This is a genomic window from Mammaliicoccus sp. I-M35 (assembly GCF_022386455.1).
In the GTDB taxonomy this organism is placed as follows: domain Bacteria; phylum Bacillota; class Bacilli; order Staphylococcales; family Staphylococcaceae; genus Mammaliicoccus; species Mammaliicoccus sciuri_A.
In genome coordinates, this window is record NZ_JAJNIL010000006.1 from 57,126 (window position 1) to 81,432 (window position 24,307).

Below are 24,307 nucleotides of genomic sequence, written 5' to 3' on the forward strand. Positions count from 1 at the left end.
AGGAAGCAGAAGGTATGGATTTAATACCTTCTGCTTCCTTTTATTTTATGCTGATTTTCTTTTTCTATAATTAATGATAAAGAATGTGCCATAGAATAATGCTAAGAATAAGAACATAATACTTGAAGCATAAATTGTATAATACACGTCTCTAAATACTTCAGATATTAAGCCGCCTAATACTGGGCCAATCATTGTTCCAAATCCTTGAACACTATTGAAGACACCCCATGTTTCTTCTTGTACTTTGTTATGAATTTGACCAGCCATAAATGTATTCCATGCTGGTAAGAGTAATCCATAAATCGTACCAATGAGTAGAGCGATCAATAGAACGATAAATAATTGTGTTAAGACCGTTAAGCCAAATATGAATGAGCTATATGCTAAAAATCCTACAAAAATGATAAGGTGTGTAAATGCTTTAGAATGTTTATCCATCAATTTAGAAAAGAATAACATCGAAATAGTACATCCAATACCGCCAACAATAAGTAGAAGTGTATATTCTAATGTCGTAACACCCATATGCTTTGTTGCGTATGTTGGCAATATAGGGACCAACATACCTATTGCAGATCCTTGTAAAAAGATACCTGGAAATAGTAATAAATGTCTTCTTGTAACTTGTACGATTTCGCGTAGTTGTTTTTTAACAGATTTACTTTCATAGTTTGTTAATTGTACTTTAACGAAATAGAATAATATCCATGCGATGAGTACACATAGCGCCATCATAAATGTAAATCGAGTAGGATGTAGTTTAAATAGTAAGTTCATAAAGATCATACCTGATAATAAACCAACTAACCAACTGAAATAAACGTATCCCATTTGTTTACCTCTAGAAGCTTCGTCTACACTAGATAACATAATGACCCAAATTGGACTGACCGCGATACCTAATAATATAGCACTTAAAATAAATACGATAGGTGACGGTATAAAAATAATGAGTGCTAAACTTGAAAAAGCTAATATAAATCCACACGTTAAAATAACAGTTGGACCAAATCGTTTTAGAAGAAAACCTATTACGAAATTGGTTAACGCATCACTGATGAAATGTAAAGAAATCGCTAAAGAAGTAATACCAACAGTCACTTTAGCAGTGGTTGTTGGTAGAATTGGTAAATAACTTAAAATGTACATTCCTCTCGCAAATTCCATCATAAATAATATGATGAGCATTAACCGAAAATCTTTTTTGTGAAATGTTTTATCTGATGAAGTATTTGGCATACATAGGAACCTTTCCATAAACTTCATTATAAGAAAGTGAATCACTTAATAATGAAAGTAAGTCTTTGCAAATATTTTCTGTTGATTTTTCAATATAGTTTTCTTCAAGTAATTGTGTCATTTCTTTTAGTCTTGATGGTTGGTTCATAAGTGAAATAACAAGTTTAGTCGCTTCTTCTGGTGTGTGTGCTATTTTACCGTATCCTTTTTGTGAGAAATACTCAGCGTTTTCTAACTCTTGTCCAGGTGCTGGATTTAAGAATATCAATGGTAGATGTCTTGAGAATGCTTCAGAAATAGTGATACCACCTGGTTTAGTAATCATAAGTTGGCTTGATGCCATCCATTCATTCATGTGTTTCGTATAACCGAGTATCAACACATTATCATTATCTTTAAAATGATGTCTAAGTTCATTTTTCAAGCTTTTACTGTTACCACAAATCATGACAACTTGAGCATCTTTAGCGTACATATCTATTTTACTAATCATCGTTGAGAAACCTGTTGATACACCGAAAGCACCAGCAGACATTAAAATGACTTTCTTATCTGGATCTAATTTATGTTTCGTTAACCAATGATATCGATCGATTGGTTGCTCAAATTGTTTCGATATAGGTATGCCTGTTACTTTGATTGCATCGCTTTCTACACCGATAGATTCAATTTCTTTTTTCAAATCTTTCGTAGCAACGTAGTATCTATTTGAGTGTGGTGTTACCCAGTTCTTGTGTAAACGATAGTCCGTCATAACTGTAGCGATAGGTATATTTAAATTGAATTGTTCCGTTAAAACTGATACGACCGGTGTCGGAAAAGTTAACAAAATCAAATCAGGCTTTTCTTTTATAAGTAAATTCAATAATTTGTTTAACCCATAGTATTTATAGAAACATTTATCAATTTGTTCAGGTCTACTATAGTAGAAGAACTTATACATATTTCTGAAATACTTAAAGCTGTTTATATACCATTGTTTCGCAATTGAAGTCATAATAGGGTGTGCTTCCAAAAATAAATCATGCTCAATAACAGTTAAATGATTTAAATTCATTTCACCAAATTGTTTCACAATACTATTCGTAACTTGTAAATGACCATTACCAAAAGAACCTGTAATAATCAATAATTTTTTGTTTTGAGAAACCATTAGCCACACTCCGTATTTGTATTTAATTTCTATGATAGTTTAACGCATTTTCGCTATTTTGTGAAAAGATATTGCATATAATTACAAAATTAATATAAAAACTTTATACTATATCAATGTTTTAGTTGGAGATATTTAACAAATTATACGTCATTATGCATGAGATATAGTTAAACTTTTCTGTATCGATTCATACCAATCATATTTAATACTAACAGTAATAAGAATATACCTAATAGTATGATCCAATTTATATAAATATCTGATAAGTGATAGCCTCTTAACATAACATTTTGAATGGTATCACCTGCATAGTATAGTGGCATGATATGTGCGATATATACGAGTACTTTATGCATGCTTTCCACTGGTATGATGCCTGCAAAAAAGACTTGAGGAATCACAACTAAAGGAATAAATTGAATCATTTGAAATTCTGATGATGCGAATGTCGATAACAATAAACCAAGTGTAAGTGCTATAAATGACACGAGTACATTCGTAATAAATACTAATAATATGTTGCCTTCTGTAACCATTTGTAATACATAAATAGCATATAAAACAATCAAAGTTGTTTGTATGATGGCAAATGTACCATAACCAACTATATAACCTAAAATTATTTCATGTTTTTTAATAGGTGATGATAAAGTTCTTTCTAAAGTTCCAGATGTTCTTTCTTTGAGTAATGAAATACCTGAAATTAAGAATGTAAAGAAGAATACGAAAAATGCGATTAAAATAGGACTTATTGTATCAAAATAATTTGTATCTTTATCACCATGTAAATAATGTTCTTTGGCATCTAGTTTAGTTATATGAGTTGGGTATTTAGCCGAAACTTGAGACTTTTCGGCTGCTGGCAGTTGTTGAGTTATGGACTGAATGATTTTCCCTTGTTGATTAACAACAGATGACAACTGTTTTGTACTTTGCATGATGACTAATTTATTGATGGTTAACTTTAATTGACTCGTTTTGCTTGGGTCAGTATTTTCGTAAGTTACATCTAGTTTGTTATCGTTTAATGATAGAAAACCATCTAAATGATCCTCTTTAAATTTATGTTTTAAATCTTGTTGATTTGAATACTTTTGAATGTTAATATCTTGTTTTTTGAGACTTGAAATGATTTGATCGTTTACTTGATATGTACCCACTTTTAGATCAGTTGACTCATCTGAATAATTAAATAAAAAATAAATCAACGTCATTATTAATAACGGTGCAACGAGTAAGAGCATAAGGGTACGTTTATCTCTAATAACTTGTTTTAAAATACGCGTGGCAATATTAATCATCTGCACCATCTCCTAACGCTAAGAAGACATCTTCAATCGTTTTTACATTATATGATGATTTAATTTCATTTGGCGTACCATAAGAAATAATTTGGCCTTCTCTCATTAGTAATAATCGATCACATTTATCAGCTTCATCTAATACATGTGTTGTGATCAGAATGGTCTTGCCTTCATCTCTAAATTGAAACAAATCATTCCATATCGATTTTCTTAATCTAGGATCGATGCCAACTGTTGGCTCATCTAAAATCAATATGTCTGGATTTTGAATCATACTAATTGCAAGAGATAATCTACGTTTCATACCTCCAGAAAATGCCTTAACTTTTTTATGTTTTTCATGTGATAAGTTGACAATTTCCAGCGTGCGTTCTATTTGTTCGTTGATATCCAATTTATGTGCTTTATGAATATATAATTTCGCAAAGAATCTTAAATTTTCAACAGTGGTTAAATCATCAAATAATGCATCACTTTGAGACATATAACCAATAGATCTTAAAATTTCTCTATTAGGTATACGATTGCCGTTGATCGAAATTGTACCGGAATCCATAGTTGTCATGCCTAAAATACATTTAATCAAAGTCGTCTTTCCTGCACCTGATGGGCCAATTAAACCAGTTATTAAACCAGGTTCAAATTGAGTTGTTACATCTTTTAAAATAACTGCTTTTCCATAAGATTTTGTAATGGATTGAATATTAATCATAAAAGCACCCCTTTATTTAAAAGTAAACGCTCACTCATTTTATAATTGTTTATAGTTATAGTCTAAGCTATAAAATCAACTTAAGAAAGTGTATAATAGACCTATTGAAAATAAAGGAGCAATAACGATGAATGTTAAAACGTTATTAAATAAAATAAAAATTAAACAAACTTACGGTCAAATTGACCAAGAAGTTCATGATATTACGACAGATTCAAGAAATGCTCAAGAAGGCTCTATATTTGTGGCATCAAAAGGTTATACAGTAGATAGTCATAAATTTATACCGAATGTAATAGAGCAAGGATGTAGCGTCATTGTGAGTGACCGTTACGTAGAATTAAATGATGACGTATTATTAATTGTGGTTAAGGATACATTGAAAGTGGCAAGTATCTTTAGTCATGTATTATTTGATTTTCCTAGTCAAAAATTAACGACAATTGGTGTAACTGGCACAAATGGTAAGACAACAATTGCGACAATGATTCATCATTTAACGAGAGGTTTAGGAAAAAATAGTGCTTATTTAGGAACGAACGGTTTTCAAATTAATGAAACAGTTACAAAAGGTGTTAATACGACTCCAGAAACCGTTACTTTAACGAAACATATCGTTGAAGCGGTTGATAAAGAATGTGAGAGTATGACATTTGAAGTTTCAAGTCACGGATTAGTTATCGGTAGACTTCGCGGTTTAGAATTTGATATCGCTATTTTTTCAAATTTAACACAAGATCATTTAGATTTTCATGGTACGATGGAAGCTTACGGACATGCAAAGTCATTATTATTTAGTCAATTAGGTCAAGACTACAGAAAAGATAAATATGTCATATTGAATGCAGATGATCCATATATAAAAGAATTAATACCTGTAACACCATTCGAAATATTTACATATGGTATAGATAACGAAGCAGACTTTATGGCTAAAGATATAGAAGAATCTATCAGCGGTGTTCGTTTTACACTTGAAACACCATTTGGTTCTTACAAAGTACAATCACCTTATTTAGGTAAATTTAATGTCCTTAATTTATTAGCGAGCATTATAAGTTTGTGGGCACAAGGTTATGACTTAAACGACATAACTGAAGCTGTTGAAAATATGCCTGCAGTTGAAGGACGTTTAGAAGTATTAGATAGAAACTTACCAATAGATTTAATTATTGATTATGCACATACGCCAGACGGAATGGATAAATTAATAGATGCTGTAAAACCATTTGTAAAACAAAAATTAATATTCTTAGTTGGTATGGCCGGAGAAAGAGACTTAACAAAAACACCAGAAATGGGTAAAATAAGTTGTCGAGCAGATTATGTGATATTCACACCAGATAATCCTGCAAATGATGATCCGAAAATGTTAACAGCAGAATTAGCTAAAGGAGCGACACATAATAATTATTTAGAATTTGAAGATAGAGCAGAGGGCATTAAACATGCAATAGAAATTTCTGAGCCAGGGGATACAGTTGTACTCGCATCTAAAGGTAGAGAACCATATCAAATCATGCCTGGACATATCAAAGTGCCTCATAGAGATGATTTAATCGGTTTAGAGGCAGCATATGAAAAGTATGGAGGAAAGTCAAGTGAAGATTAGAGAAAGTCATTCGCAAAACTTAAATTGTAAAGTTTATATATATGAAAATAAAAAAGAAGAATATTTTGTGATTTCAATTCCGGATTTATTTTGGTCTATTGAAGTAGATTACGATTTATACGGAGAATCTTTAATTGAGCATTTGTACTTGCATTTGTTTAATGTGCTTGATGAAGATGAAGCAAATGAATTAGCAAATAGAATTAGCCAATGGACATCCGAATTATAAGGAGAAATGAATTGTGACGATTAAACAAGAAGTAGAAAGTAGAAAGACATTTGCGATTATATCCCACCCAGATGCTGGTAAAACAACATTAACGGAAAAATTATTACTTTTTGGTGGTGCGATTAGACAAGCAGGTACCGTTAAAGGTAAAAAGACAGGGAAGTTTGCGACAAGTGACTGGATGAAAGTGGAACAAGAACGTGGTATATCTGTTACAAGTTCAGTTATGCAATTTGATTATGATCATTACAATATTAATATATTAGATACACCAGGACACGAAGACTTTTCAGAAGATACGTATAGAACATTAATGGCTGTAGACAGTGCCGTAATGGTAATTGACTGTGCGAAAGGTATCGAACCACAAACATTGAAATTGTTTAAAGTATGTAAAATGAGAGGTATTCCTATTTTTACATTTATCAACAAATTAGACAGAATGGGTAAAGAACCTTTTGAACTTTTAGAAGAAATTGAGAAAACATTAGAAATAGAAACTTATCCTATGAACTGGCCAATTGGAATGGGACAAAATTTCTTCGGAATTATTGATAGATCCGATAAAACAATTGAACCATTCAGAGATGAAGAGAATATTTTACATTTAAATGATGACTATGAATTAGAAGAAGATCATCCAATCAAAAATGATTCACAATTTGCTCAAGCAATTGATGAGTTAATGCTTGTTGATGAAGTCGGTGAGCAATTTGATGAAGAATTATTGTTAGCTGGAGAGTTAACACCAGTATTCTTCGGTTCAGCATTAGCGAATTTCGGTGTACAAAACTTCCTAAATGCGTATGTTGATTATGCACCAATGCCAAGTGGACGCAAGACTGAAGAAGGTGATGTTGTAGATCCGTTCGATCCAGACTTCTCAGGATTTATCTTTAAAATACAAGCAAATATGGATCCAAGACATAGAGATAGAATCGCATTTATGAGAGTTGTGAGTGGTGCATTCGAAAGAGGTATGGATGTTACACTTCAACGTAATAAGAAAAAACAAAAAATTACGCGTTCAACTTCATTTATGGCTGATGATACACAAACTGTAAACCATGCAGTTAGTGGTGATATTATTGGGTTATATGACACTGGAAATTATCAAATAGGTGACACACTTGTAGGTGGAAATCAGAAATTCCATTTTGAATCATTACCACAATTTACGCCTGAAATATTTATGAAAGTTAGCGCTAAAAATGTTATGAAACAAAAGCATTTCCATAAAGGGATTGAACAATTAGTTCAAGAAGGTGCGATTCAACTTTATAAAACGTTGCACACGAATCAAATCATATTAGGTGCAGTTGGACAATTACAATTTGAAGTATTCGAGCATCGTATGAAAAATGAATATAATGTTGATGTTGTTATGGAACAAGTCGGTAAGAAAATAGCAAGATGGATTGAAAATGAAAAAGATATTACAGACAATATGAATTCAAGTCGATCTATTTTAGTAAAAGACCGCTTTGATCAATATGTATTCTTATTTGAAAATGAATTTGCAACAAGATGGTTTGAAGATAAATTCCCAGAAATTAAATTATTTAGTTTGTTATAATGAACAAAACATTGTATAATGACTAAGTAAAACTAAATAGACCTACGACTTTGTCGAAGGGGAGTAACTTTAGAACTTAAAAATTCTAGCATATTATCGTCATTACGAAGCGCAAGTTTCCGGTAATATGGACATCATATAAATGTTAAGTGAGACCTTTGCCTTTTATTAGGCATGGTCTCTTTTGTTTTTTATAAAAAAGAATGGAGTGTGAATAGATGGATCCGAGTTTGTTAATTAGTTACGGCTGGGTATTGATTGTTTTAATTTTTCTTGAAGGATTATTAGCAGCTGATAATGCAGTTGTTATGGCCGTAATGGTCAAACATTTACCAGAAGATTTAAGGAAAAAAGCATTATTCTATGGATTATTAGGTGCATTTGTATTTCGTTTCTTATCATTATTCTTAATTAGTTTCTTAGCTAACTTCTGGCCAATTCAAGCAGCAGGGGCATTGTACTTAATTTATATGTCCATTAAGAATTTGATAGACTTTAGAAAACATAAAGGTGAAGAGCTCAAGACACCAGATGACGTAGAAGCTCAAGATGATTTCCCTGAATCAGAATTTCCTTCAGATGGACATGGTCATCATAAATTGAAAAAGAATTTCTGGTTGACTGTACTCAAAGTAGAATTTGCAGATATCGCATTTGCGATTGATTCAATGTTAGCAGCATTTGCTATCGCAGTGACATTACCAGCAATGGGTATACACTTTGGTGGAATGGACGCTGGTCAATTCGGTGTTATGTTTGTCGGTGGTATGATTGGTGTTATTATTATGCGATTTGCAGCAACATACTTTGTAGAATTATTAAATAAATATCCAAACTTAGAAGCAGCAGCATTTGGTATTGTAGGTTGGGTAGGTATTAAACTGTTTGTTATCGTATTGGCACATGATGAAATTGGTGTATTACCACATGATTTCCCTCATGGCATACTATGGCAATCTATATTCTGGTCAGTATTATTATTACTCGTTATTATTGGCTGGATCACTTCAGTACGTAATAATAAAAAGACAACAAATTAATATTTATTAAGCAAAACACTCACAAAGTTTATTGTTGACTTTGTGGGTGTTTTTTTATCTTTTTTTAATTGAATAATCCATATTGAATGAATTCGTAAATATATGTAAAAATAGGTGTATAATATTGAGAATTACAATGGTTTTATGTTAATAAATTTAGTATTATATGGCATAATAGATACATTAAGTGTTTAGATTGAGGAGGGCAATAAATGTCACGAAAAAAGCATGTCATTCCTAGAAATGAATATAAGAGACAGCGACGTGAATTTTTTCATAACGAAGAACGTGAAAAAAGAATCGAACAAGAGAAAAAAGAATATGAAATAAAAAAAGCTAATGAACGAGAACTTCAAAAGAAAAACGAATTACGTGTTAAGGAAAATATGCAAAAAGCACGTATTGAAAAATTAACGAAAGAAGAAATTAAAAAACAGGAAGAAGAATCCAAATCACATCCAACAATTGATTTAGATGATGACCGACTTGCTGAAACACATCAAGAACATAGTGAACAAGATGATGTATTACATAACGATGAAATTCAAACAAACAAAAAAGATAGCATAATAAACTCAGAGGAAAAACCTGAAGAGATTAAATATGAAAAAGTAAGTGAACAAAAACAGGCAGAAACAGATAAAGACTTTTCTAAAGACAATGACTTTGAAACAAATAAACAGCTCGGTGCAAGACATGATGAAAAAGTAGAACAAAAATCTCAAAATAAAAATAGTTTTCTCAATACATTTTTAACTAAAATAGAAAAGCATTGGCCAATCATTGCAATTATTTTAGCAATCATATTAATATTTATTTTAGTGTGGAGTATATTCCAAAATGTAAATCCTCCTAACGAAAGTAGAAAATCGATTGAAGAAAAACAATCTCAAAAAGGATTCCAAAAGCCTATTACGAATGTTATGGAAGCTGTAGAGAAATCTAAAAACTCAGTAGTAGGTGTATCTCATGAAGATTCAGATGTATCTAGTAAGAAAGAATCTTCAGCGAAGGAAAAAGAAGAAAATAGCGGCGTCGGTTCAGGCGTCGTTTACAAAGTTGAAAATAAAAAAGCATACATAGTAACAAATGCACATGTTGTATCAAGTGATAAGAAACCAATTATTACAGCAGCAAATGGTAAAAAGTATGATGGTAAAGTATTAGGATCAGATCAATGGTCTGATATTGCAGTCTTAACGATTCCAATCGAAAAAACTGAAGATTTTAAACCTATTAAATTTGAGGACTCAGACAATTTAATTTTAGGTGAAACAGCTATCGTCATAGGTAGTCCGTTAGGCGCTGAATTCCAAAATAGTATTTCTACAGGTGTTGTTTCTGGGCTAGACAGAAAAGTTCCTGTTGATTTTAATGGCGATGACGAGTATGATTGGGAAATTAAAGCTATTCAAACAGATGCTGCAGTCAACCCTGGTAACTCAGGTGGTCCTGTATTAGACTCACAAGGTAATTTAATCGGTATTGTATCATTGAAAATCGATATGCCTAATGTAGAAGGTATGGCGTTTGCAATTCCATCAAATGACGCTACTGATTACATTAATAAATTAGAGAAAAATGGTAAAATTGAACGTCCAGAATTAGGTATTATGGCTCAAAACTATTCTAAAATGAGTGATAGCGAAAAGTCACAAATATCTTTACCTGATAAATATAAATCAGGAATGGCAATTACAGGTGTTACAAAAGACGGTAACGCAGATAAAGCTGGCGTTAAATTTAATGATGTAATCGTTGGTATTAACGATACAAAAATTGAAAATAATCTTGAATTTAGAAAAGAGTTATATAATAATCATAAAAAAGGCGACAGTGTTAACTTGAAGCTTATCCGAGATGGAAAAGAAATTACGAAAAAATTAACATTGAAATAAAATAGAGGTGACAATTTGTGTCCATTATAAAATACTTTTTTCAAAAAATGACTCCACAACAAGGTATTGTATTATATTATTTGGGCGCAATTATTGTCGCCTTTTTATTATTAAATTTACCTTATGTTGTTAAACCTGGTGTTAAAATTGCACCAGTCGATACATTATTTGTTGCTGTATCTGGTGTCAGTGTAACGGGGTTAACACCTGTTACAATTGAAGATACGTTCACCATATTTGGACAAGCTATTATCCTGATTATACTTAATATTGGTGGTATAGGTGTAATGGCTATTGGTACATTACTATGGGTCATTTTAGGTAAACATATCGGTTTACGTGAACGCCAATTAATCATGTTAGATAGTAATTCAAACGCAATGAATGGTGTTGTGAAGTTAATATTAGATATTGTGAGAACAATATTAATGATTGAAGTTATTGGTGCGATATTGTTATCATTTTACTTCTATAAAGATATTGGATCGGTGAAAGAAGCAATCCATCACGGTATCTTTGCATCTATTTCAGCAACTACAAACGGTGGGCTTGATATTACAGGCGAATCATTAGCGCCTTATGCGAATGATTATTTCGTTCAAACAATCATTATGTTACTTATTATGTTAGGTGCAATCGGCTTCCCTGTATTAATTGAAGTCAAAACATACATGAAAAATACAATTCCAAACTTTAGATTCTCGCTATTCACTAAAATTGCGAGTGCGACATATTTATTTTTATTTTTATTAGGAACAATCGTGATTTATTTATTTGAGTTTTCAAATGCATTTAAAGATGTTTCGTGGCATAAAGCTTTATTCTATGCAATGTTCCAATCATCATCTACAAGAAGTGCTGGACTTTCAACTATAGATTTAAGTCATTTTACTGAAGCGACCAACTTCTTCTTAGGTGGATTAATGTTTATAGGATCTTCACCTAGTTCAGTAGGTGGTGGTATAAGAACAACAACATTTACAATACTTGTCTTATACTTAGTGAACTTTAGTAATGGTCGAACAACTATTAAAGCTTTCAATAGAGAAATACATCCAATTGATATACAAAGATCATTTGCAGTTATTTCACTTGCATTAGCGATTACGTTTGTAGGTGTGTTATCTGTTGTTCGATTTGAAGATGGTAAACATGATTTGTTATCTATATTCTTTGAAACGATGTCAGCGTTCGGGACATGTGGATTATCAATGGGGATTACAGATGGCTTACAATTAGGATCTAAAATCGTCATCATGATGTTGATGTTTATAGGTCGGGTAGGTCTATTATGTTTCGTCGTCATGTTAGGTGGAAAATCAACACCTGATAAATTCCATTATCCTAAAGAACGTATACAAATAGGCTAAATATAAAAAGCAAGCGGCTGGGCCGCTTGCTTTTTCTTATGGCTTAATAGTTGGTATGGTGATTATAAACGTAGTACCTTTAGTCATATTTGTAAATACGCTAATTTCGCCTTCCCAATCTTCAATGAGTTTCTTACTTAAATATAAACCGAGTCCACTACCAGATTCTTTCGTTGTAAAGAAAGGATCGAATATCTTTTGTTGTGTCTCTTTAGACATACCGACACCGTTATCTTTAAATATAATCGTTACTTGGTTTGCATGTGTATGTTGTAATTGAATTTCAATTTCTGGTTGTTCAACATCTATTAAAGCATCTTTAGCATTTTGAATAAGATTGATGAGAATTTGTTTTAATTGATCTTCTGAAATAAATGCAAAGATAGGGGTATCTGGCAATGTTAAAGCAATTTTAATGTTATGTTGTTCAAGTTCATATTTCAAAAACTGAGAAACTTCTTTGATAGATTGATTAATGTCGACATTTGAATAGGCAAGATTAGTTGGCTTTCCTAAAAATAAAAATTGAGTAACGATATTGTTAATTCTATCTAGTTCTTCTGAAATGATATTAAAGTGATGATCTTGTTTATCTTTATCATATTTCATTCTCGTTAGTTCAATAAATCCATTAATGCTTGTAAGTGGATTTTTAATTTCGTGTGCTGTATTAGCAGCGAGTGTACCAATTAATCTAAGCTTTTCATTATTAGCTTGTTCGATTACTTTTTCATGTTCTAATCGTTCGGATCTATTTTTAAATATAAGTGTCACAATAGATAATAATAAAAATACCACTAAAAATATTAAAAGAATCGGTAAAATAATACGCGTTATAAAATTATACTGTCCGCTAATTGTTAATGAAATAGGTAATTGATCATACATATAATTTATAGATTTAGAATGTTTATATTCTTTTCCAACTTGATAGATTTCAGTTCCATCGATACCATTGACTTGAATATGATATCGTTGAGAAATTAAATTAACTTCATTTTTAAAAGAAGACATATTTATTTCTGATGCGACAATGTAGTCTTTGTTTTGAACTTTTAAATGATTCGTTAATAACAATGTATTGGCATTTTTTAATGAAATATTTTCACTACTTAAACTTGAATTAGCTGTAAAAGGAAAATGAAATTTATATTTGTTAAAATCTTTAAGAGAGGTATAATCAGCCCCTTTTGAGTCATAGACGATTTCTTTCTTGTCATTCAAAATATAAATATGATCAATCCATGTATATCTAATGTGATTATCTTCTAAAAATTGATTAATAAATTTTTCATTGCGGCTGTTAGATAAAATAGTCGTTAAAGATTCAGAGATGCTATTTGATTCGTTTATAAATGTATTAATTTTTAAGTTTACAATTTCTTTTGTCGTTTCTAATCTTTGATTCACTCTATTTGTATAATTTTTATTTATAATAAAACCGATAGTTAATGAAATGACTAAAGCGATAGCAAAATTAATGATGATTAATTTATTAAATGATTTCATTATTGCCTCCAAGTTTATTGTTTACTAATAGAGTATATTATGATTAACAATTATTGCCAATACATATTAAATAAATTTTCTATCCAAATGGTCGTAAACTGCCCTAACAGTATTTAAAAATGGTAAAATAAATAAAAAAGGTGGGGATAGCATTGAATACGAATGAAACCATAACAATTGATTTATTAGCTACTTCTGACTTACATGGACAAATAGGAAAAAGTGGTATTAGTGGTAACATTCTAAAGATGGCCACTTACGTTAAACATAAACGCAAAACCAATCACCATGTCTTATTGTTAGATAATGGTGGCATGTTGTCAGGTTCAATGTTTGCTTTTTATTATGCTCAAATTGCCCCATACAAGAGAAATCCAATGATTAAAGTGATGAATGAAATGCAATTTGATGCAAGTGGTGTGAGCCCTGATGAATTCAACTTTGGCTTAGACTTCTTAAATAAATCTATCGCATTAAGCAGATTTCCTTGGTTAGCAGCAAATATTGAACATAGTAAGACTCGTGAACCATATTTTACAACACCTTATACAATTAAATATGTAGAAGGTATAAAAATAGGCATCATAGGATTTACATCAAGTGGCCTTATGGAAAATAAAAACGTTGAGTTTGAAGACGAAGTGCTTGTTGGTGAGTCTATGACCACAGCTAAAAAATGGGTGAGATATTTACATGAAAAAGAAAGTCCTGACTTCTTAATTATGTTATACCATGGTGGCTTAAACACATATACAGATAAAAATAATTATAGATCATATTACAGTAATAACGCTGAAAGTATGACGAAAAGTACGGAAGGCGTTAATGTCATTATTACTGGTCATCAAGAACATATCGTCGATCTTAAAGTCGAAGAAACACAGTTTATACAACCAGGTAAAGATGCTACGAATATTGTAGATATGTCTATTCAATTTAAGAAAAGAGCAAACTCAGTAGAAATTATCGATACGTCTATTAAGCACGTAGAAATTTCAAGTTATCCTGAAGATAGAGATTTATTGGAACTAACGTATTTCGACCAAAAAGCTGTCCAACATTGGTCTGAACAGAGCGTTGTTGACGTACCTGTTGTATTAGATTATAAACATTTAACAGACTTATTTATTAAACCGCATAAGTTCATGGAATGTATTCAACAAAGTATGACGAGAGCATTTAAAGCGTCTGATTTTGTTTGTGCACAAATTGGAAATCCGACAGGAAACGGTTTACGTGGCGAGTTACAAGTTAAAGATGTTTATCAATCATATGTACATACTGATAAACCTGTCAAAATTAATTTATCTGGTGCTGAAATAAAGCGCATTATAGAAAGAACTGCTACAGCACTGTATAAAGAAGGGGACACGGTTCAATATAATGACCATATTTTAGAACCGACACTTATGACTGTATGGAAAGGTTTTGAATATACGATTGATTTGAGTAAACCTGTAGGTAGTAGAGTTAACTTAAATAATATTGATTTAGAAGCTTCTTATTCAGTTATTATGACGGACTATTTATTTAGACACGTTAATAAGATTATTTCTGAATCAACGTATGAGAGAGCGAAGAAGACCGTCATCGAATATATGATTGAAGAACTGGCAGAATCAAAAGGTAAATATAATTTAGAACATCATTTTGAAGTATTATAATATAAAAATACCCCTAAAAAGTTAGCATAATTGCTAAACTTTTTGGGGGTTGTTTTTATTAAATGTATTAGCTGAAAATGATAACGAGTATGATGATTGCTGCAATTTGAGCTACATAAGATGTTACGATTCTTTTCGTATAGAAATACAATGTAGATAATATGAGTTGTGCTAAAAATATAAACATAAATATAGCTAAATTATCTAAATATAAAAATAGTGAACTAGATGCAAGGGCACTCACAACGATTGCAATAATAGGTTGTGAAAATTTCAGTTGTAACTGATTTTGTAAAATTGTTCTAATATATAACTCATGACAAGGTATAGCAATAACAATTGTTACAAGCATTTGCCACTTATAAAATACGCCAGCATGCATTAATTCTTTTAATAAGGATGCATATGACAAGCCATTATAAATTTGTGATAATAATAGCTGAAGTAGAACTAATATAATGGCACCAATGAGACCATATCCAATTGATTGAAGTAATCGCTTAGATTTGATGTCACGTTGATAAAAGACATAGCTAATGCCCGCAATCAGCATAATACCAGTATATAAGTACCAGAATACTTCTTTTTCACCTTGCATAATGAATAAAATAATGTGAAAAATAATGAAACTAGATATGAACCATATTAACTGAGGATTAATTTGTCTCTTCACTATTATCCCTCTTCAGAAATTATTGTATAACGCTTATGATTCACTACAGTTTTTTCAGGTAACTCTAAACTTTCAAAGTTATCCATAATTGTGATATCTACGATAACTGAGTTTTCATTAATTTTTTCAACTCTACCTCTTAATCCATCTTGAAACTCTATGATATTTCCAACTTCTGCGATTGTCATCTTATTCCTCCTAAATAATACTAAGAAACATTATACTAAATAATACCCAGTTTATAAAGTATTAACAAATATACTCTATTTTAACATAAACATATCATACATATGATTAATCAAACATATGGTACTATATACTTGAGGCTATTTGGGGAGAAAAGAAGGAGGAAATATAATGAAATTTGTAAGTAATAATGGTATTAACGATCCGATGATTAATTTAGCTATGGAGGAATATGTCTTAACTTCTCTTCCTAAAGATGATAGTTATTTCCTTTTCTATATTAATCAACCATCCATTATTGTAGGGAAAAATCAAAATACAATCGAAGAAGTTAACCAAGAGTATGTTGAGAAAAACAACATCAAAGTTGTAAGAAGAATTTCTGGTGGTGGAGCTGTATATCACGATTTAGGTAATTTAAACTTTAGTTTTGTTACAAAAGATGACGAAGACAGTTTCCATAACTTTGCGAAATTTACACAACCAATTGTTGATGCTTTAAATGAAATGGGCGTTAAAGCAGAATTATCTGGTAGAAATGATATACAAGTCGGGGAAAGAAAAATATCAGGTAATGCAATGGTTAAACAAAAAGATCGCATGTTCTCACATGGAACATTGATGTTAAATAGTGAAATCGAAGAGGTTGTAAATGCACTTCGCGTTAACGAAGCAAAAATAAAATCTAAAGGTATTAAATCTATAAGATCACGTGTCGCAAACATACAAGAGTTCTTAGAAGAGCCAATGGATATTGAAACATTTAAACAACGTATACTTACCTCTATCTTCAAACAACAAGGTAGTGAAGAAGTTGAAGAGTACCATTTAACAGATGAAGATTGGGATAACATTAATGAACTAAGTAAAAATAAATACCAAAAATGGGAATGGAATTACGGTAAGAATCCTAAATACAACTTTGAAAGAAGTCATAAATTTGATAGAGGACTTGTCCAAATTAAATTAGATGTTAAAAAAGGTAAAATAGAACACGCAGCAATATTCGGTGATTTCTTTGGTGTCGGCGATGTAAAAGATATTGAAGAAGCATTAATAGGTGTTCAACATCAAAAATCATCCATTCAAGAAGCATTAAAAGATATTGATGTTTATCACTATTTTGGAGATATCGCTAAAGAAGAAATTATTAATTTAATGCTATAAACAAATAAAAGAGACTATTTTTGAATGTTTTCAAAAGTAGTCTCTTATTATGTGTTAAATTTTAAATGACAACTCACGATTGTAAATCCTCCAACTGAATTAATTCTTCACTGTATTGTTCAAATAAAGTATTATTACGATTCGCAAGTGCTTCATCAATTAAAACCATTAATTCTCTTTTACGATTTTCACGTAAAGCAGAGTCAATTACAAGCTCAACTGATAAATCATTTAAGTTATTAACAAAAGTTTCTAAACTCTGGTGCTTAACTTGAGAATATTGTTTCATTTTAAACAACCCCTTGACTTTATTTGTTAAAATTATAGCGTATTTATTTTCTAAATGCAATGAATATTCAGAAATTTTAAAAAGTAAATTTATAATTCGAAATCAGTGATAAACTTACTCTATAAATTCATTATATGTTACTATAATCTAATTTCAAATTATTTTGCTCACAATTCAGAATACGGTTGTGAAAGTTTTGAGCAGTCGAACCATATATAACAAAAATACTTAAGGAGAATCATTATGTATCAATTAAAAAATTGGGATCATGTTCAATTATCAGCACCTAAAGGATCAGAGGATAAAGCACGATATTTCTATTGTAATCAATTAGGGTTTAAAGAAGTAGAAAAGCCTGAGTCATTGAGAGGTAATGGAGGCGTTTGGTTTAATATTAATCAAATTGATTTGCATATTGGTATTGAAGAAGAGTTCGAACCATTAAAAAAGGCGCATCCAGCTATTAATGTTGAAAATCTAGATGATTTAAAAGAACATTTAACGAATGAAAAAATAGAGTTTAAAGCAGATAATCGTTTTCCAGATGCAAATAGAATCCATTTATTAGATCCTTTTGGAAATCGATTAGAATTTATAGAAAAACAATAGAATTTCTTTCAAAAAGTATTGACTTCTATTTAAATATAGATTATATTTTATGTAATTACAATAAATGTAAATCCATTCGTTGTAATTACATAAAATTTGAAAGGAGAATATTATGACTAAATACGTAATTAAACAAAATACGATGTACATTAGAGGAGTTAAAGTAGACGATCACACCATTCATACTGAGGTGTCTGAAGCGGGTAGAGAACCATTCATCGTTAAACAGAAGCCTCAAGAAATTATGAATCAGTCATGTCGCTTTTATGGCGAACACTTCAATGAAAGAAAGCTTTTTACAAAAAGGCTTACCAGAATTACAAGCAAACCCCCGATTTTAGTATCCGCAGTTACATCCACTTATTTTTTCTGCACAGGTTCCGAAAGGTCAATAGACAACACATGGATAAATATACTCTATGTTAAAGATTTCAAAGAATATAATGGTAATAAGACCAAGATGTTTTTAGAGCAAGATCAAAGCCTCGTTTTTCCAATTTCCTACCACGTAATTAATCACCAATACTTAAACTGTTTATGTTTGTACTATAGAAATCACCGTAATAATATCTTTATTAAGCAGCTAAATACACCAAATATAGATTTAACTCAAGATGGATATAGTGTACTTGATGTTATTAAGATGTATTTGAAAAATCAACATTAGCATATTAAAATAAATATTAACGGAACAAGTGCAACTAAAGTGTAAATGTTCCGTTAATTTTTTTAGGTTTTCTCTTGAAAATATTACGATGCTTGATATAATAGTATTTGTGCTTGATAAAAATTTAATTATTCCACAGTAGCTCAGTGGTAGAGCTATCGGCTGTTAACCGATCGGTCGTAGGTTCGAGTCCTACCTGTGGAGCCATGGAGATGTACTCAAGTTGGCTGAAGAGGCGCCCCTGCTAAGGGTGTAGGTCGTTCTGCGGCGCGAGGGTTCGAATCCCTCCATCTCCGCTCAGATTAATTAGTCACGTATAGTGAAAAGAAAAAACCTTGATAACTCAAGGTTTTTTCTTTTTTTATTTAGGCGAATTTAATATTTTTGGTCACAACGTGACTATATATGAATATCCAAAAGCTCACCTAAATGAAATAGGTGGGCTTTTTTTAGTTTGAGATCGTGGTTGATATTTACTACAATCTTAAATGCGATATTTGATATTTTTCTACATTATTGTATGTAAATCATTTGTGGGAGTTTAACAAGTCAAAAACCTGATGGTGCCATTTGTATTTAATAATTAATTAAGAAATAGTTAATGGTATTATATTACTCATTCTGTAAAATATACATATACTTTATAGATAGGAGAATACATATGCAATTATCCAAAAAATTACTATTAGCATTTACATCATTAGGATTGGCACTAACAGTTTCGATAGGAGAGGCTGATGCTAAACAAGCTGAACAAACTCAGGTAAAATACAATGCCTATGATTACAAGAAATCATTAGATGAAAAGGTTATGGCAGCTAAACAAGCTGTAAATAAGCTGAAACGCGATAAAACGATTAAAAGCCATAGAGTTGCTCAAAGAGCAGTAAATAGAATCCATGAAACGGCTGGTAAATCGTATGCAGCAGAAAAGAAAAAGTTGCAAAAAGAAATAGACATTGTACTCAAAAATAATTACTTAAGATAATATGAAATTTCTTTCACACTTTCATCTTACTAGTTTATTTATTTATTATGTTTTTATATATCTATGTGTGAGAGTTAAATATACATTAAGTTGATTGGCGAGATAATTGTCTCATTCAAGATAAAGACCCACTTTAATTAGTGGGTCTTTTTTTATAGGCTAATTTAATACTCTTAATCATAACGTAAGTTTATATGAATATCCAAAAGCTCACCTAAATGAAATAGGTGGGCTTTTTTTAGTTTGAGATTATTGTTGATGTCGATCTCAATGTTTAACGTAATATTAGATAGCTTTTTGCTTTATTGTAAGAATTTTGAATAAATTGTATAATATAGTAAAAAGTGAATAAGTGAGATGATAAGATTGAAGAAATACGAAATGATTCTAGACACTTATATGCCACTTAAAGATGCTGCTGAAGTATTTCAAAAAATAGCTGAAAGAAAAAGAACAACTAAAACAACGACACACAAAAAGAGAAAAAGAATTAAAACACTAGAAGAGTTAATTAGAAAAAGGAGGTAGTAAGCAATGTTAGATTTGAAGTTAGTCAGCAAAGATGAAAAAAATGTGACTTATGATTATTATCCTAACGACCAAAAAGTGTCAGGGAGAATTACTATAAGAATTGATGATTGTGAAATACTCTATGCAAAAAAATCGGAATATGATCAAGATACAAGTAACTATTTAGGGCATGCGATTTATAGAATTGAGAAATATATCAAAAATAATGAGTTTCCTGAAACTGATCTTGTAGCATGGGGGTAAATTATGAAACTATGGACTTATGAGGGAAAAAAGGTATTAATTGAAGCAGATGATGGTCAACAATTCACAGGTAAAGTTATAACTTATGATGATGAAATGGATAATGAAAGTGGAGAATATTCTATATATTTAGATACAGGAATACAAATATACGACTTTGATGAAAGTGAAATAAAGTCGATTGAAATTTTAGATTAAGCACCTAACAAAAAATTAATGGTTATGGTACTATTTTTTGACAAATTTTTAGCTATCACAGTGTTGTGATAGCTTGTTTTTATGTAAAAATTTTTTTGATGATATTATAAGAATGTATGGAAAATAAAGTTCAAAGATTTGAAAAAGAATATTTATTTTTAAAATTTTGCTATTTTATCTTACCATTTTTATTTTGTTTGCTAGGATCGAATACAGTTGAAACGAAAAGTGTGATTAATATAGTAAAAATCAACATGCTAATGACAGCTAGTACTCTAGCGATAGGGTTATCTTTATAAATAACAGCGTAGAATCCTTCAATGAAAAAATAAAGATATATAGGTATTAATGCAACTAAGACTTTTTTCTTGTTAGTCATTCTTTAGTACACCTCATTTATTATTAGTTCTCTGTTTTTCTTTTGCTTTAAAATATATTAAATTGAGTATCGTAAATATAATGATAAATATGCCATAAACTCTTGAATAACTTTCTTTAATTTGGATGACATTAAATAATACTAATAAATTGAAAGTAAAGAATAAAAGTATAACGATAAATAATAGATTAAGAGCATAATTTTTCATGATACCAATCCTTATTTTCTAATATATATTTTACCTTTAAAACATAATTATTTAAGATAATATGAAATGAGTCAATTTATTATACGCTTCTTTGATATTTTAAAAATTTTTCACGCTTACTTAAGTTGCTTTTTGATTTGCGAAATGAAACTTGAAATTGAGATAACAATTCCTGTTGTTAAAATGAATAAAATAACTACGACAAATGATTTTAAAATCATTGAGTTGCTATATAATAATGCATGGATAAATTGAGCGTAGATTATAATACAAATTGGTAAAATACCCGCAAAAATACCTACAGATAAATTATTATCTTTTTGTTCTATCACTTTTAATCACCCCTTGCGTAATAATGAAGCAATTTATGTCGAAAGTTAAATATCTTTGATATAAAACTAACACATTCTTTATAGGTTTATACTTTTATATATTTTTAAAATAAAATTTAATGCAATCTAAAACTGGGTAAAAAAATATAACCTTAACTTATATTGCATAGTAAGATAGGGTCTTTATTTTTATGAATTATTAATTAGTTATAAAACTAAAAAATATCATTATCTATCTTTGGCATGTTAAATGGCTATTTTTATAGTAATTAATAAAGTCACAGTCTTTAAGATGGCTCATAGGACAACGTGTTATATAACGTTGTAATTCAATTATATAATATCATAATTTAGAATATTTTGTCTATTATGGTCGTAAATGTATATAACAAATACTGGTAATTTGGTATAATATAACAGAGCAAGTTGGATAGATGGTGGCCAATCTTAGTATAAAGTGAGGTGATGCTTATGAAAGTATCAACTAAATCTTTAGAAAGGAGAAGCTTCTAATGGTTCCGATTAGCGAAGCGCTAAACTTAATGTTTAGTTTCGGTAGTTTTATCGTACTATTATTGGGTTTAGTGATCGCGATTGTTAAATTGAACCAAAAAAAATAAACCATCTCTTACAACTTTTGACTAGTTTGAGATGATTTATTCTATCATTTATAAATACGGTCACCGTCTTTAAAACGGGCTCATGGGGCAACGTGTTGGAGCACGTTGTCCTTTTTTCAATTGGATTATAACATAATTTGGTAGAATTTGTCTATTTTGTAGTCGGATTATTACGTGTGAATTTCACGATATCAGTTGAATATTTTATCTAGATTTTCATTGTAAAATTTCAAAGCATTTTTATATTCGTGAATCTCAGTATTATCATCATTTGTTAGCAATGTATCAATTAATAGTGAAACAGACTCCTGATTCTTATTCATATTATAATGTGTAATAGCAAGGAATATTTTTAATACAGGGCTGTCTTCAAATTTTGTTAATCCTTCATTTAAAATCTGCTCAGCTTCTTTGTATTTGCCAATACTTCTATAAGTGCTTCCTAAACCTATATAAGCATCTTTTAGATATATTAGGTCTAAATTGTTATTAATAGCTTTATGATAATAATTAATAGCCTCGTGTTCGATTCCTAAATTATCTAGACACCATGCCATTTGATAATTGTAATATGCATTGTTAGGATCCTTACTTAATATATCTTCCATTTTTTCTTTTGCTTTTATATATTCTTTCTTTGATCTTAATTCGATAACTTCGTCTATCGTATGCGTCATCATAACCCCTCCAATAAGATAATATTACACTATCTATTTAATCTTATCCATACACTTTATTATATCCAATTTATGTAAAATATATTTACAAATTACAACCAATAATTATAATAAATAAAAAGAGCTAATTTTCGTTTTATAGAAAGGAGAAGGAAAGTTGAAAAGGAAAATAAATAAAACGGGAATTGTAGTATGTCTTATTTATTGTTTTGTTATGTATTTTATATTAAGTATGTATGATCAACACATTGGCAACCATGACAATAATACACACTATGTATTATTACCAATAGGTGTAGTAATAATAAAAATTATTTTTGAATATATCATTAAGAAAGATATTTTTGATAAAGAACAAAAGTAAAAAAATAAACCATCTCTTACAACTTTAGACCTGTTAGAGATGATTTATTTAATCTTTAATTTATGGTCACCGTCTTTATAACGGGCTCATTGGACAACGTGCTACTACACGTTGTCCTTTTTCAAAGAAATTATAACACAATTTGGTAATATTTGTCTATTGTAAAAAAATAATTAAGGGGTGTGTTTGATATGAAACTAAGTATAAGTATTCGTAAAACGACGAAGAAAGAGAAGATTGAATCGCTTGTTGCTGTGAGTATTTTAATTTTGGGGATTTGGTTTATTAAGTGGTTAAACAAATAATTGTATTTTTGTTTCTAATTTATAGAAGTGTATAATGAACCTAAATATAGAGAGTGGAGGGGATTATATGACTGTTGAATTAAGATTAATGGAAATGCAGGACTTTGATGATTTTTATGAGGTTTCTTTGAAAGAATTTGCTGATGAACAAGTGAAAAGTGGTTCTTGGTCTGTTGAAGAAGCGGATGAGAGAGGTAGAGCATATTTTAAGAAACTTCTACCTGATGGTTTACATACGGAAGGTCATAAAATTTTTAATATCTTTAATGAAGGAGATAAGGTAGGTATTTTATGGCTACATGTTTTCGAGAAAGATCATGTATTAAAGAGTTTTATTTATGATATTAAAATTGACGAATCTGAAAGAGGTAAAGGTTTAGGTAAAATGACGATGCAAGCTTTAGATGAGTATTGCAAGGAACATGACATTAAAAGTATTCGACTCCATGTTTTCGGTCATAATCAAATTGCGTATGAGTTATATAAAAAAATGGGATTTGAAACGACAAACTATTATATGGAAAAAGCGTTATAATAGTGATATCGAAATTGAAATCGG

General features: G+C 30.2%; 30 protein-coding genes and 2 tRNA genes. 20 read left to right on the forward strand and 12 right to left on the reverse strand.

Annotated features, from left to right (window positions below):
• Positions 1-45: 45 nt before the first annotated feature.
• From ltaA to LQ679_RS08070, 4 genes are all read right to left on the reverse strand, one after another.
• Complete coding sequence (ltaA, locus tag LQ679_RS08055) at positions 46-1,242, reverse strand: lipoteichoic acid biosynthesis MFS flippase LtaA (RefSeq protein WP_025905655.1); 1,197 nt, start codon at positions 1,240-1,242, stop codon at positions 46-48.
• Positions 1,220-2,395 (reverse strand): diglucosyl diacylglycerol synthase, encoded by a 1,176-nt coding sequence (locus tag LQ679_RS08060; RefSeq protein ID WP_037588893.1) that lies wholly within the window; start codon positions 2,393-2,395, stop codon positions 1,220-1,222. The genes ltaA and LQ679_RS08060 overlap by 23 nt, the downstream gene beginning before the upstream one ends.
• Before the next feature lie 170 nt (positions 2,396-2,565).
• Complete coding sequence (locus LQ679_RS08065) at positions 2,566-3,699, reverse strand: ABC transporter permease (protein ID WP_239762379.1); 1,134 nt, start codon at positions 3,697-3,699, stop codon at positions 2,566-2,568.
• Positions 3,692-4,414: an ABC transporter ATP-binding protein gene (locus LQ679_RS08070; RefSeq protein ID WP_239762380.1), complete on the reverse strand. Its 723-nt coding sequence runs from the start codon at positions 4,412-4,414 to the stop codon at positions 3,692-3,694. The genes LQ679_RS08065 and LQ679_RS08070 overlap by 8 nt, the downstream gene beginning before the upstream one ends.
• 127 nt (positions 4,415-4,541) lie before the next feature.
• On the opposite strand from LQ679_RS08070, the gene LQ679_RS08075 reads away from it, so the two are divergent.
• From LQ679_RS08075 to LQ679_RS08100, 6 genes are all read left to right on the forward strand, one after another.
• Positions 4,542-6,026 (forward strand): UDP-N-acetylmuramoyl-L-alanyl-D-glutamate--L-lysine ligase, encoded by a 1,485-nt coding sequence (locus LQ679_RS08075; RefSeq protein WP_239762394.1) that lies wholly within the window; start codon positions 4,542-4,544, stop codon positions 6,024-6,026.
• On the forward strand, positions 6,016-6,255 hold the full coding sequence (locus tag LQ679_RS08080; protein ID WP_025905650.1) for a YueH family protein: 240 nt from the start codon (positions 6,016-6,018) through the stop codon (positions 6,253-6,255). The genes LQ679_RS08075 and LQ679_RS08080 overlap by 11 nt, the downstream gene beginning before the upstream one ends.
• A 13-nt stretch (positions 6,256-6,268) precedes the next feature.
• Complete coding sequence (locus tag LQ679_RS08085) at positions 6,269-7,831, forward strand: peptide chain release factor 3 (protein ID WP_037588898.1); 1,563 nt, start codon at positions 6,269-6,271, stop codon at positions 7,829-7,831.
• 218 nt (positions 7,832-8,049) lie between these two features.
• Positions 8,050-8,871, forward strand: a complete 822-nt coding sequence (locus LQ679_RS08090; RefSeq protein ID WP_037588899.1) for a TerC family protein — start codon at positions 8,050-8,052, stop codon at positions 8,869-8,871.
• A gap of 212 nt (positions 8,872-9,083) precedes the next feature.
• The gene (locus LQ679_RS08095) at positions 9,084-10,769 is read left to right on the forward strand and encodes a S1C family serine protease (protein WP_037588900.1); all 1,686 of its coding nucleotides are present in this window, start codon (positions 9,084-9,086) and stop codon (positions 10,767-10,769) included.
• Between the two features lie 17 nt (positions 10,770-10,786).
• Positions 10,787-12,139, forward strand: coding sequence for a TrkH family potassium uptake protein (locus tag LQ679_RS08100; protein WP_037588901.1), 1,353 nt, complete (start codon positions 10,787-10,789; stop codon positions 12,137-12,139).
• A 36-nt stretch (positions 12,140-12,175) separates the two neighbouring features.
• On the opposite strand, the gene LQ679_RS08105 is transcribed toward LQ679_RS08100, so the two are convergent.
• Complete coding sequence (locus LQ679_RS08105; protein ID WP_204167915.1) at positions 12,176-13,648, reverse strand: ATP-binding protein; 1,473 nt, start codon at positions 13,646-13,648, stop codon at positions 12,176-12,178.
• Between the two features lie 152 nt (positions 13,649-13,800).
• Here LQ679_RS08105 and LQ679_RS08110 point away from each other — a divergent pair, with 152 nt between their 5' ends.
• Complete coding sequence (locus LQ679_RS08110) at positions 13,801-15,312, forward strand: bifunctional metallophosphatase/5'-nucleotidase (protein WP_037588904.1); 1,512 nt, start codon at positions 13,801-13,803, stop codon at positions 15,310-15,312.
• Between the two features lie 67 nt (positions 15,313-15,379).
• On the opposite strand, the gene LQ679_RS08115 is transcribed toward LQ679_RS08110, so the two are convergent.
• Together LQ679_RS08115 and LQ679_RS08120 are read right to left on the reverse strand one after the other, a co-directional pair.
• The gene (locus LQ679_RS08115) at positions 15,380-15,985 is read right to left on the reverse strand and encodes a CPBP family glutamic-type intramembrane protease (RefSeq protein WP_025905643.1); all 606 of its coding nucleotides are present in this window, start codon (positions 15,983-15,985) and stop codon (positions 15,380-15,382) included.
• A gap of 2 nt (positions 15,986-15,987) precedes the next feature.
• Positions 15,988-16,173: a YkvS family protein gene (locus LQ679_RS08120; protein WP_025905642.1), complete on the reverse strand. Its 186-nt coding sequence runs from the start codon at positions 16,171-16,173 to the stop codon at positions 15,988-15,990.
• 169 nt (positions 16,174-16,342) lie between these two features.
• Here LQ679_RS08120 and lplA point away from each other — a divergent pair, with 169 nt between their 5' ends.
• Positions 16,343-17,338: a lipoate--protein ligase gene (lplA, locus tag LQ679_RS08125; protein WP_204252813.1), complete on the forward strand. Its 996-nt coding sequence runs from the start codon at positions 16,343-16,345 to the stop codon at positions 17,336-17,338.
• A gap of 73 nt (positions 17,339-17,411) precedes the next feature.
• On the opposite strand, the gene LQ679_RS08130 is transcribed toward lplA, so the two are convergent.
• Positions 17,412-17,627 carry an IDEAL domain-containing protein gene (locus LQ679_RS08130; RefSeq protein ID WP_016911637.1) on the reverse strand — a complete coding sequence of 72 codons (216 nt, stop codon included), beginning with the start codon at positions 17,625-17,627 and terminating at the stop codon, positions 17,412-17,414.
• Between the two features lie 243 nt (positions 17,628-17,870).
• Here LQ679_RS08130 and LQ679_RS08135 point away from each other — a divergent pair, with 243 nt between their 5' ends.
• The 8 genes from LQ679_RS08135 to LQ679_RS08170 all read left to right on the forward strand — a co-directional run bounded on the left by LQ679_RS08135 (position 17,871) and on the right by LQ679_RS08170 (position 20,863).
• A complete protein-coding gene (locus tag LQ679_RS08135) occupies positions 17,871-18,236 on the forward strand; it encodes a VOC family protein (RefSeq protein WP_126477177.1) in 366 nt (121 codons plus the stop codon).
• A gap of 112 nt (positions 18,237-18,348) precedes the next feature.
• Positions 18,349-18,903 carry a competence protein ComK gene (locus LQ679_RS08140; RefSeq protein WP_037588907.1) on the forward strand — a complete coding sequence of 185 codons (555 nt, stop codon included), beginning with the start codon at positions 18,349-18,351 and terminating at the stop codon, positions 18,901-18,903.
• A gap of 132 nt (positions 18,904-19,035) precedes the next feature.
• Positions 19,036-19,110: transfer RNA gene (locus tag LQ679_RS08145), tRNA-Asn, on the forward strand.
• Position 19,111: 1 nt separating this feature from the next.
• Positions 19,112-19,199 (forward strand) — tRNA-Ser (locus tag LQ679_RS08150).
• A 365-nt stretch (positions 19,200-19,564) separates the two neighbouring features.
• Positions 19,565-19,891 (forward strand): fibrinogen-binding protein, encoded by a 327-nt coding sequence (locus tag LQ679_RS08155; RefSeq protein WP_159315219.1) that lies wholly within the window; start codon positions 19,565-19,567, stop codon positions 19,889-19,891.
• Between the two features lie 357 nt (positions 19,892-20,248).
• Positions 20,249-20,419, forward strand: coding sequence for a hypothetical protein (locus tag LQ679_RS08160; protein WP_239762396.1), 171 nt, complete (start codon positions 20,249-20,251; stop codon positions 20,417-20,419).
• 6 nt (positions 20,420-20,425) lie between these two features.
• Positions 20,426-20,665, forward strand: a complete 240-nt coding sequence (locus LQ679_RS08165) for a hypothetical protein (protein WP_239762397.1) — start codon at positions 20,426-20,428, stop codon at positions 20,663-20,665.
• 3 nt (positions 20,666-20,668) lie between these two features.
• Positions 20,669-20,863 carry an LSM domain protein gene (locus LQ679_RS08170; protein ID WP_239762398.1) on the forward strand — a complete coding sequence of 65 codons (195 nt, stop codon included), beginning with the start codon at positions 20,669-20,671 and terminating at the stop codon, positions 20,861-20,863.
• 169 nt (positions 20,864-21,032) lie between these two features.
• Here LQ679_RS08170 and LQ679_RS08175 read toward each other — a convergent pair whose 3' ends face one another.
• The 3 genes from LQ679_RS08175 to LQ679_RS08185 form a co-directional block, all read right to left on the reverse strand.
• Positions 21,033-21,242 (reverse strand): hypothetical protein, encoded by a 210-nt coding sequence (locus LQ679_RS08175; RefSeq protein ID WP_239762399.1) that lies wholly within the window; start codon positions 21,240-21,242, stop codon positions 21,033-21,035.
• A gap of 13 nt (positions 21,243-21,255) precedes the next feature.
• Positions 21,256-21,450, reverse strand: a complete 195-nt coding sequence (locus LQ679_RS08180; protein ID WP_239762400.1) for a hypothetical protein — start codon at positions 21,448-21,450, stop codon at positions 21,256-21,258.
• Between the two features lie 116 nt (positions 21,451-21,566).
• Positions 21,567-21,782 (reverse strand): hypothetical protein, encoded by a 216-nt coding sequence (locus LQ679_RS08185; protein ID WP_037588914.1) that lies wholly within the window; start codon positions 21,780-21,782, stop codon positions 21,567-21,569.
• Between the two features lie 512 nt (positions 21,783-22,294).
• Here LQ679_RS08185 and LQ679_RS08190 point away from each other — a divergent pair.
• On the forward strand, positions 22,295-22,402 hold the full coding sequence (locus LQ679_RS08190; protein WP_103362159.1) for a putative holin-like toxin: 108 nt from the start codon (positions 22,295-22,297) through the stop codon (positions 22,400-22,402).
• 191 nt (positions 22,403-22,593) lie between these two features.
• Here LQ679_RS08190 and LQ679_RS08195 read toward each other — a convergent pair whose 3' ends face one another.
• Entirely contained in the window at positions 22,594-23,079 is a 486-nt protein-coding gene (locus LQ679_RS08195; RefSeq protein WP_239762401.1) for a tetratricopeptide repeat protein, read from the reverse strand.
• 214 nt (positions 23,080-23,293) lie between these two features.
• Between LQ679_RS08195 and LQ679_RS08200 the strand changes: the two genes are divergently transcribed.
• The 3 genes from LQ679_RS08200 to LQ679_RS08205 all read left to right on the forward strand — a co-directional run bounded on the left by LQ679_RS08200 (position 23,294) and on the right by LQ679_RS08205 (position 24,283).
• Positions 23,294-23,443: a hypothetical protein gene (locus LQ679_RS08200; protein ID WP_207606897.1), complete on the forward strand. Its 150-nt coding sequence runs from the start codon at positions 23,294-23,296 to the stop codon at positions 23,441-23,443.
• A gap of 191 nt (positions 23,444-23,634) precedes the next feature.
• Complete coding sequence (locus LQ679_RS14940; protein WP_411814782.1) at positions 23,635-23,748, forward strand: hypothetical protein; 114 nt, start codon at positions 23,635-23,637, stop codon at positions 23,746-23,748.
• 67 nt (positions 23,749-23,815) lie between these two features.
• Positions 23,816-24,283, forward strand: a complete 468-nt coding sequence (locus tag LQ679_RS08205) for a GNAT family N-acetyltransferase (protein WP_239762402.1) — start codon at positions 23,816-23,818, stop codon at positions 24,281-24,283.
• The last annotated feature ends 24 nt before the right edge of the window (positions 24,284-24,307 follow it).

Bases quoted from the DNA above. Each gene is read 5' to 3' on its own strand.
- ltaA (WP_025905655.1), bottom strand. From the start codon at position 1,242: ATGCCAAATACTTCATCAGATAAAACATTTCACAAAAAAGATTTTCGG.
- LQ679_RS08060 (WP_037588893.1), bottom strand. From the start codon at position 2,395: ATGGTTTCTCAAAACAAAAAATTATTGATTATTACAGGTTCTTTTGGT.
- LQ679_RS08065 (WP_239762379.1), bottom strand. From the start codon at position 3,699: ATGATTAATATTGCCACGCGTATTTTAAAACAAGTTATTAGAGATAAA.
- LQ679_RS08070 (WP_239762380.1), bottom strand. From the start codon at position 4,414: ATGATTAATATTCAATCCATTACAAAATCTTATGGAAAAGCAGTTATT.
- LQ679_RS08075 (WP_239762394.1), top strand. From the start codon at position 4,542: ATGAATGTTAAAACGTTATTAAATAAAATAAAAATTAAACAAACTTAC.
- LQ679_RS08090 (WP_037588899.1), top strand. From the start codon at position 8,050: ATGGATCCGAGTTTGTTAATTAGTTACGGCTGGGTATTGATTGTTTTA.
- LQ679_RS08095 (WP_037588900.1), top strand. From the start codon at position 9,084: ATGTCACGAAAAAAGCATGTCATTCCTAGAAATGAATATAAGAGACAG.
- LQ679_RS08105 (WP_204167915.1), bottom strand. From the start codon at position 13,648: ATGAAATCATTTAATAAATTAATCATCATTAATTTTGCTATCGCTTTA.
- LQ679_RS08120 (WP_025905642.1), bottom strand. From the start codon at position 16,173: ATGACAATCGCAGAAGTTGGAAATATCATAGAGTTTCAAGATGGATTA.
- lplA (WP_204252813.1), top strand. From the start codon at position 16,343: ATGAAATTTGTAAGTAATAATGGTATTAACGATCCGATGATTAATTTA.
- LQ679_RS08130 (WP_016911637.1), bottom strand. From the start codon at position 17,627: ATGAAACAATATTCTCAAGTTAAGCACCAGAGTTTAGAAACTTTTGTT.
- LQ679_RS08135 (WP_126477177.1), top strand. From the start codon at position 17,871: ATGTATCAATTAAAAAATTGGGATCATGTTCAATTATCAGCACCTAAA.
- LQ679_RS08140 (WP_037588907.1), top strand. From the start codon at position 18,349: ATGACTAAATACGTAATTAAACAAAATACGATGTACATTAGAGGAGTT.
- LQ679_RS08155 (WP_159315219.1), top strand. From the start codon at position 19,565: ATGCAATTATCCAAAAAATTACTATTAGCATTTACATCATTAGGATTG.
- LQ679_RS08160 (WP_239762396.1), top strand. From the start codon at position 20,249: ATGATAAGATTGAAGAAATACGAAATGATTCTAGACACTTATATGCCA.
- LQ679_RS08165 (WP_239762397.1), top strand. From the start codon at position 20,426: ATGTTAGATTTGAAGTTAGTCAGCAAAGATGAAAAAAATGTGACTTAT.
- LQ679_RS08170 (WP_239762398.1), top strand. From the start codon at position 20,669: ATGAAACTATGGACTTATGAGGGAAAAAAGGTATTAATTGAAGCAGAT.
- LQ679_RS08175 (WP_239762399.1), bottom strand. From the start codon at position 21,242: ATGACTAACAAGAAAAAAGTCTTAGTTGCATTAATACCTATATATCTT.
- LQ679_RS08180 (WP_239762400.1), bottom strand. From the start codon at position 21,450: ATGAAAAATTATGCTCTTAATCTATTATTTATCGTTATACTTTTATTC.
- LQ679_RS08190 (WP_103362159.1), top strand. From the start codon at position 22,295: ATGGTTCCGATTAGCGAAGCGCTAAACTTAATGTTTAGTTTCGGTAGT.
- LQ679_RS08195 (WP_239762401.1), bottom strand. From the start codon at position 23,079: ATGACGCATACGATAGACGAAGTTATCGAATTAAGATCAAAGAAAGAA.
- LQ679_RS08200 (WP_207606897.1), top strand. From the start codon at position 23,294: ATGTATTTTATATTAAGTATGTATGATCAACACATTGGCAACCATGAC.
- LQ679_RS14940 (WP_411814782.1), top strand. From the start codon at position 23,635: ATGAAACTAAGTATAAGTATTCGTAAAACGACGAAGAAAGAGAAGATT.
- LQ679_RS08205 (WP_239762402.1), top strand. From the start codon at position 23,816: ATGACTGTTGAATTAAGATTAATGGAAATGCAGGACTTTGATGATTTT.